The 11,971-nt window shown below is 74.3% G+C and carries 11 protein-coding genes and 2 pseudogenes; all 13 read right to left on the reverse strand.

The window, feature by feature from the left end:
- Positions 1 to 89: 89 nt before the first annotated feature.
- Positions 90 to 434 carry a hypothetical protein gene (locus GV126_RS27520; protein WP_159671829.1) on the reverse strand — a complete coding sequence of 115 codons (345 nt, stop codon included), beginning with the start codon at positions 432 to 434 and terminating at the stop codon, positions 90 to 92.
- Positions 435 to 600: 166 nt separating this feature from the next.
- The gene (locus tag GV126_RS27525; RefSeq protein WP_159671831.1) at positions 601 to 1,380 is read right to left on the reverse strand and encodes an HAD-IIA family hydrolase; all 780 of its coding nucleotides are present in this window, start codon (positions 1,378 to 1,380) and stop codon (positions 601 to 603) included.
- A gap of 221 nt (positions 1,381 to 1,601) precedes the next feature.
- A complete protein-coding gene (locus tag GV126_RS27530; RefSeq protein ID WP_159671832.1) occupies positions 1,602 to 2,654 on the reverse strand; it encodes a 2-aminoethylphosphonate ABC transporter substrate-binding protein in 1,053 nt (350 codons plus the stop codon).
- Positions 2,655 to 2,765: 111 nt separating this feature from the next.
- Positions 2,766 to 3,563: an ABC transporter permease gene (locus tag GV126_RS27535; protein ID WP_185946651.1), complete on the reverse strand. Its 798-nt coding sequence runs from the start codon at positions 3,561 to 3,563 to the stop codon at positions 2,766 to 2,768.
- Complete coding sequence (locus GV126_RS27540; protein ID WP_159671834.1) at positions 3,550 to 4,494, reverse strand: 2-aminoethylphosphonate ABC transporter permease subunit; 945 nt, start codon at positions 4,492 to 4,494, stop codon at positions 3,550 to 3,552. The genes GV126_RS27535 and GV126_RS27540 overlap by 14 nt, the downstream gene beginning before the upstream one ends.
- Complete coding sequence (locus GV126_RS27545; RefSeq protein WP_159671835.1) at positions 4,484 to 5,536, reverse strand: ABC transporter ATP-binding protein; 1,053 nt, start codon at positions 5,534 to 5,536, stop codon at positions 4,484 to 4,486. Before GV126_RS27545 ends, GV126_RS27540 begins: the two co-directional genes overlap by 11 nt.
- Before the next feature lies 1 nt (position 5,537).
- Entirely contained in the window at positions 5,538 to 6,275 is a 738-nt protein-coding gene (locus tag GV126_RS27550; protein ID WP_159671837.1) for an HAD family hydrolase, read from the reverse strand.
- Between the two features lie 8 nt (positions 6,276 to 6,283).
- The gene (locus GV126_RS27555; RefSeq protein ID WP_159671839.1) at positions 6,284 to 7,408 is read right to left on the reverse strand and encodes a TIGR03364 family FAD-dependent oxidoreductase; all 1,125 of its coding nucleotides are present in this window, start codon (positions 7,406 to 7,408) and stop codon (positions 6,284 to 6,286) included.
- Positions 7,409 to 7,552: 144 nt separating this feature from the next.
- Positions 7,553 to 8,308, reverse strand: coding sequence for a GntR family transcriptional regulator (locus GV126_RS27560; protein WP_159671840.1), 756 nt, complete (start codon positions 8,306 to 8,308; stop codon positions 7,553 to 7,555).
- 310 nt (positions 8,309 to 8,618) lie between these two features.
- Positions 8,619 to 9,494 (reverse strand): annotated as a pseudogene (locus GV126_RS27565) (ROK family transcriptional regulator); the annotation flags it as partial.
- 57 nt (positions 9,495 to 9,551) lie between these two features.
- A pseudogene (locus GV126_RS27570) lies at positions 9,552 to 9,978 on the reverse strand (acetoacetate decarboxylase family protein); the annotation flags it as partial.
- A gap of 314 nt (positions 9,979 to 10,292) precedes the next feature.
- Positions 10,293 to 11,501: an NAD(P)/FAD-dependent oxidoreductase gene (locus GV126_RS27575; protein ID WP_159671842.1), complete on the reverse strand. Its 1,209-nt coding sequence runs from the start codon at positions 11,499 to 11,501 to the stop codon at positions 10,293 to 10,295.
- Positions 11,502 to 11,504: 3 nt separating this feature from the next.
- The gene (locus GV126_RS27580) at positions 11,505 to 11,693 is read right to left on the reverse strand and encodes a ferredoxin (protein ID WP_159671843.1); all 189 of its coding nucleotides are present in this window, start codon (positions 11,691 to 11,693) and stop codon (positions 11,505 to 11,507) included.
- Positions 11,694 to 11,971 lie beyond the last annotated feature (278 nt).

An 11,971-nucleotide genomic window follows, 5' to 3' on the forward strand; every position in this document is an offset into this window, starting at 1 on the left:
GTGCCAAGGTCGGGGCTTGGGCCGAAGTCGGGGTCGGTGCCGGGGTCGGCGGGGCGGCGGTGTCGGGTGTCGGGCATCGTCTCGCCTCCTCAGCCCTCGGTCCGGTCACGGTCACGGTCGCGGTTGTGGTCACGGTCGCGCCGGGTGGGGGTGCCGCGTTCCCGTGGCAGGAGGAGGACGGCGGCCGTGGCGACCCCGGCCAGGAGCAGCCCGGTCACCGCCTGGGCGGCGCCCGGGCCGCCCGCGCCCGGACGGGTGGACGGGGAGGCCGTCGGCGCGGTCGGGGAGGGAGCGGCGGCGGGCGAAGGGCTCGCCGGAGCCCGGCCCCGGCCGGTCTGGTCCGCCGTGCGGCCGGTGTCGGACGGGGCGAGAGCCGGCGCGACGGCACCGGCCACCAGCAGCCCGGCACACACAGTCAGGCGCGCTGAACCCATCGTGAGACCTCCGGGTACCAGCAGACCCCCGGGAGGTGCCCGCCCGCATCCGCGGCCGGGCCGGCGTTGCTCCGTCCGGGTGAAAGGGAGCCGACCGCGAACGGAGCGGGGGAAAGGCGGTGCGGGGCGACGGCGCCGGGCCGGTCGCGCCGGGACCGGGGCCGGGTCAGATCTGGTCGACCAGGTCGGCGATCGAGTCGACGACCTCGGAGGGCCGGAACGGATAGCGGTCCACGTCCTTGGGCTGGGTCACCCCGGTCAGCACCAGGAAGGTGCGCATCCCGGCCTCCAGACCGGCCAGCACGTCGGTGTCCATGCGGTCGCCGATCATGGCGGAGGTCTCCGAGTGGGCGCCGATGGCGTTCAGCCCGGCGCGCATCATCAGCGGGTTGGGCTTGCCGACGAAGTACGGCTTCTTGCCGGTGGCCGCGGTGATCAGGGCGGCCACCGAACCGGTGGCGGGCAGGTCGCCCTCGACGGACGGGCCGACGTTGTCGGGGTTGGTGGCGATGAACCGGGCGCCGTCGTTGATCAGGCGCACCGCCTTCGTCAGGGCCTCGAAGGAGTACGTGCGCGTCTCACCGAGGATCACGAAGTCGGGCTCGTGGTCGGTGAGGATGTAGCCGATGTCGTGCAGCGCGGTGGTCAGCCCCGCCTCGCCGATGACGTAGGCGCTGCCGCCGGGCCGCTGGTCGTGCAGGAACTGGGCGGTGGCCAGCGCGGAGGTCCAGATGTTCTCCTCCGGCACCTCCAGGCCCATCCGGCGCAGCCGGGCGTGCAGGTCGCGCGGGGTGTAGATGGAGTTGTTGGTGAGCACCAGGAACGGCCGGCCCGAGTCCCGCAGCTTCTTCAGGAAGGCGTCGGCGCCGGGGATCGGCACTCCCTCGTGGATGAGGACACCGTCCATGTCGGTGAGCCACGACTCGATGGGCTTGCGGTCTGCCATGTTGTGCGTCTCCTGGCATGCGTACGGTCGTCGACTGGGGCGCCGGAACCACGGCGTACCGACGCCCTCAGCCTAGTGCCGGACCGGCCGGTCAGGGCCCGGCCCGGTCAGGATGGTGTGATCTTCACGGCGTCGCTCACCCCGTACCGGTCGGTGCCGCCGGTGCAACGGAGGCGGACCGGGCCGTGGTGGCGCCCCGGGGGCGTGCCAGGGGTGCGTGGTCAGGAGCCGGTCGCGGTCTTCCAGTCCTCGACGTACTGGGTGAGGTTCTTCTCGATGTCGGCCCAGTCCGGCTGGAAGATCTCGACGCCGTTCATCAGCCCGGCCAGGGCGGTGGCGTTGGCGTCGGTGGCCTTGATGTCCTTGCGGGCGCCGAAGCCGCCGCCGATCGCGCTGACCTGCCGCTGTGCCTGCTCGGTCAGCATGAAGTCGAGGAGCTTCCTGCCGTTCGCGCCGTGCGGGGCCTTGGTGACCAGGCCGGCCGCGTAGGGCAGGGCGAAGGTGGTGGGCCTGCCGTCCGGCCCGGCCGGGAACCAGATGCCGAGGTTGGGCATGGTCTTGGACTGGGCGTAGTTCATCTGCACGTCGCCGTTGGCGGCGAGGAGTTCGCCCTTGTCCACCTTGGGGGCGAGCTTGCCGGTGGAGGCGGACGGGCCGACGTTGTTGGCCTGGAGCTTCTTCAGGTAGTCCAGGGCCTGCTGCTTGCCGCCGAAGTCGTGCATGGCCTTGATCAGCACGGCCGTGCCGTCGCCCGCGACCCCGGGCGTGGAGTACTGGATCTTGTTCTCGTACTTGGCGTCGAGCAGGTCCTGCCAGGTCTTGGGGGCCTGCTCGAGGTCCTTCTTGTCGTAGACGAAGCCGAAGTAGTTGTTGACGACGGTCGTCCAGGTGCCGTCGGCGGCCTTGTCGGAGGCGTCGACCTGGTCGGATCCCTTCGGGGCGTACTTCTGCAGCAGGCCCTTGGCGTCGGCCTGCTGGATGAACGGCGGCAGGGTGACCAGCACGTCGGCCTGCGGGTTGCTCTTCTCGCGGACGGCGCGCTGCACCATCTCGCCGGAGCCGCCCTCGACGTACTCGACCTTGATGCCGGTCTGCTTCTCGAAGTCCTTGAAGACGCGGTCGTACCAGCCGTCGCCCCTCTCGCCCTTGAGGCCGTCGGCGCTGTAGACGGTGACGACCTTGGCGTCGGCGGCGGAGGAGGAGCCGCCGCACGCGGACAGCAGCGGGGCGGCGAGGACGATGAGGGCGGCGACCTTGAGGGTGTTTCTGGGCATGGCGAGGTGAACTCCTGGCGTGGGAAAAGGGGTTTGGTCCGGGAAGCGGCCCGGGCCGGAGAAGGCGCCCGGGGCCGGTCGGGGAGTGCGGGGCCGGCGGCCCGGCCGGTGTCAGCGGTAGGACGCTCTGGTGCGGGCGCGGGAGACGGCGAACAGGACGAGCAGGGTCGCCGCCATGAGGACCACCGCGACGGCGGAGCCGGTGAACAGGGCGCCGCGGTCGGTGGCGGCGTAGATCAGCACGGGCAGCGGGGTCCAGTCGGGCGGGTAGAGCATCATCGTCGCGCTCAACTCGCCCATGGACAGCGCGAAGCACAGCCCGGCCGCGGCGGTGAGCGAGGGCAGCAGCAGCGGCAGCCGGACGCGCCACAGCACGTACGCCGGGCCGGCCCCGAGGGAGGCGGCGGCCTGCTCGTAGGCCGGGTCGAGGCGGGCGAGGGCGGCGGACACCGACTGGTAGGCGAACGCCGTCACCAGGACGGTGTGGGCGAGGATCACGATCCAGCGGGTGCCGTTGAGCAGCAGCGGCGGCCGGGAGAAGGCCACCAGGACCGACAGGCCCACCACCACCGACGGCACGGCGACCGGCAGCACGAACAGCGCGTCCAGCACCCGGCGCCGGCCTCGCCCGAGCGCGGCGGCGGCCAGCGCCGCCCAGGTGCCCACCGTCAGCGCGAGCACGCTCGCCGCGACGGCGGTCAGCAGGCTGGTGGTCAGCGCGTGCAGGGCCTCGCCCCGGACCACCGTCCGGTAGTTTGCGGTGGTCGGGCCGGAGGGCAGGGCACCGGACCAGTGGGTGGCGAACGAGGCGCCGAGGACGACGAGGAGCGGAAGGGCGAACAGGGGCAGGAACAGCAGGGCGAACACCGCCCACACCGCCCAGCGGGCCCCGCGGCTATGCACCAGCACGACGGCTCACCACCCGGTACAGGCCGTACAGGCCCACGGAGATCAGGACGTTGACGACGGCGACCGCGCACGCGCCCGGATAGTCGGACTCCAGGATCGCCTTGCCGTAGACGAGCATCGGCAGCGTGGTGACGCCCTTGGCGCCGGTGAACAGCACGATGCCGAACTCGTTGAGGCACAGCACCAGCACCAGGCTGCCGCCGGCGGCGAGCGCGGGCAGGGCCTCGGGCAGGATGATCCGCCGGACGATGTGCGGAGCGCGGGCGCCGAGCGAACCGGCCGCCTCCAGTTGCGCGGTGTCCAGCTGCGCGAACGCGGCGAGCAGCGGGCGCATCACGAACGGGGTGAAGTAGGTGACCTCCGCGAGCAGCACGCCCCAGGGCGTGGTGAGGAAGTCGAACGGCCCGTGGGCCGCGCCCGTGGCCTGCGTCCACAGCCCGTTGGCCATGCCCGTCCGCCCGTAGAGGAACAGCAGGGCCAGCGTGATCAGGAAGGACGGGAAGGACAGGAAGACGTCGACGAACCGGGCGAGCGCCTTGGCGCCGGGGAACGGCACGAACGCGATGACCAGGGCCAGCAGGAACCCGAGCACCAGGCAGCCGGCGGTGGCGGCGAGCGCGATCCACACCGTGGTCCACAGCGCCTCGCGGAACGCGGCCGAGGCGAACACGTCGGTGTACGGCTGGAGGGAGGTGCCGCCGCCGTCGGGCTGAAGGGACTGCCGGACGACGAGGGCGAGCGGGTGGAGGAAGAACAGCGCGAGCAGGGCGACGGGAGGCAGCGCCCACAGCAGCCGCCGCGCGGCGCGGGAGCCGGGGCCGGGTCCGGCTCCGGCGGCTCCGGGGGCGGTGCGGTTCGTCCGGCCGGGCTCCGGCGCGGGGCCCGCCGCGTCGTGGGCGGGGGCCGCCCGCAGCGCCGGTTCAGTGTTCATCGCCGCTCACCCCCGCCGCCAGCAGCACCGCGTCCTCGGGTGCGAAGTGCACGGTGATCCGCTCGCCGTGCGCGGGCGCCTCGCGCAGCTCGGGCAGGTCCGCCCTCACCGTGTGGCCGGCGACGTCGACGTACAGCCGGTGCGTGGCGCCGCGCCACTGGATCTCGCGGACGGTCCCGGTGAGCCGGTTGGGGCCCTCGCCCAGGCCGACCAGGTGCGGCCGGACGCACAGGGTGGCCCGCGCGCCGGCGGCGGCGCCCGCCGTGTCCAGCGTCAGTTCCGCGTCGCCGAGGACGGCGCCGCGGGCGGGGACGGTGACCGGCAGCAGGTTGGCGTTGCCGACGAAGGAGGCGGTGAACGCGTTCGCGGGCGCCCGGTACAGCTCCTGCGGGGTCCCGCACGCCTGCAGGCGCGCCTTGTCCATGACCGCGATCCGGTCGGCGAGGGTCAGCGCCTCCATCTGGTCGTGGGTGACGTACAGGATGGACACCTCGGGCAGTTCCCGGTGCAGCCGGGCCAGTTCGGCGAGCATGCCCGAGCGCAGCCGGGCGTCCAGCGCGGACAGCGGCTCGTCGAGCAGCAGCACGGCCGGCCGGATGGCCAGCGCGCGGGCGATGGCCACCCGCTGCTGCTGGCCACCGGACAGCTCGCGCGGATGGCGGCGGGCGTAGGCGGCCATGCCGGTCATCTCCAGGGCCTCGGCGACCCGCCGGCGGATCTCGGCCTTGGGGGTCTTGCGGGCCTTGAGCCCGAAGGCGACGTTGTCCTCGACCCGCAGGTGCGGGAAGAGGGCGTACTGCTGCACGACCATTCCGATGCCCCGCCGGTGGGGCGGCAGGTCCGTCACGTCCCGCTCCCCGAGCAGCACCCGCCCCGACGCGGGCCGCACGAACCCGGCGACCGCCCGCAGCGCGGTGGTCTTGCCGGACCCGGACGGCCCGAGCAGCGCCATCACCTCGCCCGGCGCGACGGTGAGGTCGAGCGCGTCGAGGACGACGTTGCCGTCGTAGGCGACCGTGACGGAGTCGAACCGGATGCTCATCTCACCGCTCTCCGCGCAGCAGGGCCGCAAGGGCGGTGACGGAGTCCAGCACGTGCGTGGCGCCGGCGGCGTGGAACTCCTCGTCTCCGTGGGCGCCGGTGCGCACCCCGGCCACCAGGCCGGCGCCGGCGCGCACGCCGCTGAGCACGTCGTAGGAGGTGTCGCCGACGACGGCCACCTGGTGGACGGCGTCGGCGGCCTTGGTGCGCAGGAACGCCTCCAGCACCATGTCCGGGTACGGCCGCCCGCGCCCGCCGGCGTCGGCCGGGCACAGGGTCAGCGGGACCAGGTCGCGCCAGCCGAGCGCGTCGAGGATCGCGTCCTGGGTGACCCGGGCGAAACCGGTGGTCAGCACGACGGTGCGGCCGTCCGCCCGCAACTCCTCGATGGCTTCGCGGGCGCCGGGGACGGGGGCGACGAGGCCGCCGTCGACGAGTTCGCCGTACGCCTTCTCGAAGGCGGCGTTGGCGCGCCGGGCGTCCTCCTCGGTGCCGAACAGGTGCCGGAAGACGGAGATCTTCGACTCGCCCATGGTGGCGCGGACGTAAGCGAGCTTCTCGGCGTGGTCGGCGGAGCCGGGCTCGACGCCCAGGTCGGCGGCGGCGGCGGCGAAGGCCCGCTCGACCAGCCCGCCGTCGGCGACGGTGGTGCCGGCCATGTCCAGGACGACGAGACGGATGTCGGGTGCGGCGGGGCCGCCGGGACGCCCGGGAGCGCAGGGGGTGGTCGTGTCGGTCATCGGGTCGTTCACCACTCCAGGTCGTTCGCGGTCTTCTCGGCGATCGCGGGCGCGCAGGTCATGCCGCGCCCGCCGGGCCCGGTCACCAGCCAGACGCCCTCGCGCACCTGCTGGCGGTGCACCACCCGCGCCGGGTCGGTGCACTGCGCGTACACCCCGGCCCAGCGGCGGCGGATCTTCGGCAGCGGCCGGCCGAGCAGGGACTCCACGACGCCGGTGAGGTGGTCGTAGGGGTCCTCGACGGTGTCGAAGGCGAAGGGGTGCTCGTACTCGTGGGTGTCGCCGATGGTCAGGCCGCCGTCGGCGCGCTGCACCATCAGCAGCTGCATGCGGTGCGCGGCGGCCGTCTCCGGCTGCGGCTGACGGGCGTTGAGCTCGTCCAGCGCCGCCGAGGCGTACGCCGGGTAGTAGCGGAAGCTGTCGGCGTCCGCGACGGAGGTGGTCAGCGGCTCGCCCAGCGGGTCGGTCTGCATCATCTGCAGCCGCACCCGGCGCACCGGCAGGTCCGGGCCGGCCAGTTCCCGCACCAGCCCGCCGAGCCAGGCGCCGGTGCACAGCACGACCACGTCGGAGGCGTGCACGTCACCGTGGTCGTCGCGGACGGCCCTCTCGCCGACGACCTCGCGCACCTCGCGGCCGGGCAGGAAGGTGTAGTGGGGGTGCTTGAGCAGTTCGGCGCGCAGGGCGCGCTGGGCGGTGCGCGGCTCGACGGCGGCGTCCCGCTCGCAGTACAGGGCCGCGTCGAACGCCCCGCGCAGCGCCGGGTTGACGGCGCGGGCCTCGCCCGGGGTCAGCAGCTTGTAGCCGCGGGCGGCGGCGTCCGGGCGGGCCACGGCGGCCTCGGCGACGGCGCGCTCCAGCTCGCCGCGCACCGGGGTGAGGGAGCCGTTGGCGCGGAAGCCCAGCGCGGGCACCCGGCCGCCGATCTCCTCCCACAGCTCGCGGGCGCGCAGGGCCGTCCGGAGCTCCTCACCGCCCGCGCGGCCGCTCACCCAGATCTGGCCGAAGTTGCGCAGCGAGGCGCCGCGGGCCTCGGCCTCGCGCTCGATCTGCACGACCTCGTGGCCGCGTTCCACTGCCTGCCAGGCGTGCAGGGTGCCCACCACGCCGGCTCCGACGACTGTCACTTTCACGACGGCAACGCTCCTCTCGAACGGCGAACCGGAAGAGTCCGGCTGACAACGAGAGCCTGAACGAGCCATCACGATTGGGCTAGACCCGTTATCTTTTCGTGATGCGCCACGGGGGGTGGTGTGGCGTCTCTCACGAGTGGGGTGTCAGCCCCGCAGGTGTGTGGTGAACGAGAACCGGTCGCCCCGGTACAGGCTGCGCACCCGCTCCAGCGGGCGGCCCTCGGTGTCCCGGGAGACACGGTGGATCAGCAGCATCGGCAGCGCGGGCGGGGTGCCGATGAGCAGCGCCTCGCGCGGGGTGGCCAGCACCGTCTCGATGCGTTCGTCGGCGTCCCCGAAGGAGATCCCGAGGCCCTTGAGGTAGCCGTAGAAGGAGGAGTCCGGGTCGAAGTCGGTGTCCAGGCGCGGGACGCGGGCGACGGCCACGTACGTGCTCTCCAGGCCGACCCGCTCGTCGTCCGCGAGCAGCACCCGCTCCAGGTGCCACACGGGCTCCCCGCGCCGCAGCCCGGTCTCGGCGGCCAGCGGCTCCGGGCAGGGGAAGCGGTCCAGGGTGACGAGGGTACGGCCGGGGGTGCGGCCCTGGCGGCGCACCCCCTCGGTGTAGCTGGCCAGCGACAGCGGCTGCTCCAGCTTGGGCCCGGCGACGACCGTGCCCCGGCCGCGGCGCCGCAGCCTGCCCTCCAGCACCAGTTCGCGCAGCGCCTGCCGCACGGTCTCGCGGGCGACGCCGTACTCCTCGGCCAGATCGCGCTCGGTGGGGATCGGGCGGCCCTCCCCCAGCTCGCGCACGAGGCGGTCGATCCTCGCCTTCACCGCGTAGTACTTGGGGATCCGGCCGTGCTCCGGGATGCCGGAGCGGACCGGGGCGCCGGGGGCCTGGTCGTTCGGGTAGTCCACCCGGGGATCGTGCCAGACGGGGTCGGTGGCTTCCGCAGGACCTCCCGAGAGCAGCATCTCCCGGGCGGCCCGGGCGGGGCGCCGGGGAGGGCGGTCCCGGGTACACCCCCGTGCGCCCGCGGGCGTCGCTCACCCGTGTCCGTGGGCGTCGCTCACTGGCGCCCGTGGGCGTCGCCCACTCGTGCACTCGTGCCCGCGGATACCGCTCACCCGTCCCCCCGCCCGAACACCGGCCCCAGCAGCAACTGCGCCGCGCCCGCCGCCACCGCGCGCTCGCCTCCCGGCGCGGGCGAGTTCGGGCACCAGGTGATCCAGCTGGACGGGCCGCGGTGCGCGCCCCCCGGTGCACGCTGCCGCCGATCACCAGCCCGGCGCCCAGCCCCGTGCCGAGGTGCAGGTAGGCGAAGGAGTCGCCCGCGCCGGCGACCGCGAGGCCCAGCGCCGCCGCGTTGGTGTCCTTGTCGACGACCACGGGCACGCCGAGCCGCCGCCCGAGCGCGTCCCGCAGCCCGAACCCGTCCCACTCGGGAAACCCGGTGACCCGGTGCAGCACGCCCCGCGCGTGGTCGAGCGGGCCGGGCAGCGCGACGCCGACGCCCACCAGGGAGTCCACCCGCGTGAGCGGGACCGGCGCCCCCGCGACGGTGTCCGCGGCGGTCGGCCCCGGCCCGAACACCCCCGCCACCAGGGCCTCGACCTGTGCGGCCACCCGCTCCACGACCGCCTCGGCCCCCGCCCCGAACTCCAGCGGCCCGCGCCGTTCGGCGGCCACGGTCCCGTTCAGGTCGACCAGCACCGTCCGCAGCTCGTCCCGGTCGGCGTGCACGCCCACCGCGTGCCCGGCCTCCGGCACGAGCCGCAGCACCGTCCGCGGCTTGCCCCCGGTGGAGGCCCGGCGCCCCGCCTCGGCCGCCAGGCCCCGCTCCCGCAGCCGTGCGGTGATCTTGCTCACGGCCTGCGGGGTGAGCCCGGTGCCCTCGGCCAGTTCCAGCCGGCTGATCCCGTCCGCCCCGGCCCGGCGCAGCAGGTCCAGGACCAGCGCGGTGTTGTGGCTGCGCAGGGCGAGGAGGTTCACCCCGGTGGTACGCCCGCCCGCCGGGCCGGGGACCCGTACCGCGCCCGTCGCGGCGGGCCCGGGTGGCGTGCTCGCGCCTGCTGCGGCGCGGACCCCGCCGGTCGCGCGCACCGCGCCCGTCGCCGCCGGTCCGGTGGCCGCGTTCGCGCCCGCCGCCCCGGGGTCCCGTGCCCGGTCCGTAGGGGTGGGGGCGGGTCTGGTGGATGGAGCCGAGCTTCTTCGGGTAGCCCTGGTGCAGTCCGCGGGCGACGGCGAAGTCCTTGTCCACCCAGATGTACACGCAGCGGGAGTAGGTCCGCCCCTTGTACTGGCAGCGGACGACCGCGAACGCCTCCTTGTACTGGGAGAGCACGGGGTCCAGCAGCTCCTGGCCGCCGGCCGAGCAGGACTGCCAGTCGGCCCAGATCAGGGCGACCGCCCCGGGGTCCTCGTCGGCGAGCTGGAGCGGTTCGGGCAGCAGCTCGCGCACGCGGGCGGGGTCGGTGCGGTACTCGACGGTGAGCAGGTCGCCGGAGTAGCGCCACGGGGGCGAGGGGATCAGCGACGAGACACCCGTCGCCGTCTTGGGGTGGAAGTATCCACGGACACTGGTCACGGGGGGTCCTTACGCGGTGACGGTCTTGTGCGGTGTGCGGGCTTGGGGTGGGTGCGGGCCTTGGATCGGTGTCGGCCCGGCGCGATGCGAGCGGCCCCGTCGGGTTTGATGCGGGTGCCGGGCTTGTGCGGTGTCGGCCTCGCCCGGTGTCTTTCTTGGGCAGCGTCGGCCTTGCCCGGTATCTGCTTGGGCGGTGTCTGTCCTGGGCGGTGTCTGTCCTGGGCGGTGTCTGTCCTGGGTGGTGTCTGTCCTGGGCGGTCTCGGCCTGGCGCGATGGGAGCGTTGCCCGGCCGCGGCTCGACGCGGTGCGGGCCTTATGCGGTGAGGGCGGGTTGCCGCAGGAGGGTGGCGCGGTGGCGGGCGGCGGCGGCCGCGGCGGCCCGGCCGCCCAGGGCGACGACGCCGACCAGACGACCGCCCGCGTGGTAGCCGGCGAGCACGTCCCCGTCGAGGTCGCCTTCCAGGACCCGCACGTCGTCCTTGCCGAGCGCCGGCGCGCCGAAGGACTGGATCCGGAAGTCGTGCTGGTCGCTCCAGAAGGTGGGCAGCGGCGCGAACGGGGGCAGGTCGGCGTCGGTGCCGGTCAGATGGGCGACCAGGACCTTCGCGGCGTGTTTGGCCGTGTCGGTGGGGATGGACCAGTGCTCGACGCGGCGGGGCACGCCGTCGTAACGGGCGTTGGGGAAGCGGGCGACGTCGCCGACGGCGACCACGTCGGGGCGGCCGCCGACGCGCAGGTGCTCGTCCGTGAGCACCCCGTCGGCCAGGTCCAGGCCGTTGCCGTCCAGCCACTCGGTGTTGGCGAGCGAGCCGACCGACTCCACCACGACGTCGGCGGGCAGCACGGTGCCGTCGCCGAGCACGACTCCGCTCACCCGGCTCCCGCCCTCGAATCCGGCGACACCCGTGCCCAGCACGAAGCGCACCCCGCGTTCCCGGTGCCGCCGGAGCAGCGCGCCGGCGAGGAGGTCACCGAGGGGTGTGACCATGGGCAGCGGCAGCGGGTCGACCACGGTGACCTCGGCGGCGCCGAGCGCCACGGCCGTCGCGGCGACCTCGCAGCCGATGAATCCGGCGCCGACCACGACGACGCGGGCGCCGGGGCGGGTCAGTGCCTCCCGCAGCCCCTGGGCGTCGTCGATGGTGCGGACCGTGTGGCGGCCGGCGAGCGGGCCGGGGCAGCGCAGCCGGCGCGGTCGCATGCCGGTGGCGACGACCAGAGCGGCGTACGGCAGTTCCTCGCCGCCGTCGAGTGCGACGACGCGCCGGCCGAGATCGGCGGCGGCGACCCGGGTGCCCAGGCGCCACTCCACGTCGGCCACGCCGGCCCGGGGCCGGAAGGCCAGCGACGCGAACGGCGCCGTACCGGCCAGCACCTCCTTGGACAGCGGAGGCCGGTTGTAGGGCATGTGGGGCTCGTCCCCGACGAGGGTGATCGGCCCGTCCCAGCCGGCGGCGCGCAGCTGTTCGGCGGCGCGCAGCCCGGCCATGGAGGCGCCGGCCACGACGATGCCTGCGCTCATCGCTCAGTCCTCGATCCGGATGGCCTGCAGCGGGCACACGTCGGCCGCCTCCTCCACCTCGTCGCGCAGCGCGTCGTCGGGGTGGGGGACGTACGCCAGGTGCCCGGCGTCGTCGAAGCGGAAGACGTCGGGTGCGGCGAAGACGCACTGGCCGTGGTCCTGGCACTTGTTCATGTCGACGACGACCTTCATGGCCGGTCCTCCTGTGGTGAGGGCGTCGGGGCGGGGATGTCTCGGGACGGGACTCGCAAGGGGCCCGGCCCGGTTCGGTACGGCGCCGGGCCGGGCCCCGGCCGAGGGGTGCGGCGGAGAGCGCCGCACCCGCAACTCGTTTGGCGTCAAACAACATAGGAAGCCGCGGAGAGTCTGGTCAATAGCTATCCGGATGGATAAATTTTTGCGGCCGGGCCCTTGCGGGGACGTGGCGGCCGTCCATACCGTTTGGCCTCAAACAGGGAGCGGTCCCTGCG

The sequence above is a fragment of the Streptomyces mexicanus genome (genome assembly GCF_902506575.1).
Lineage (GTDB): Bacteria > Actinomycetota > Actinomycetes > Streptomycetales > Streptomycetaceae > Streptomyces > Streptomyces mexicanus.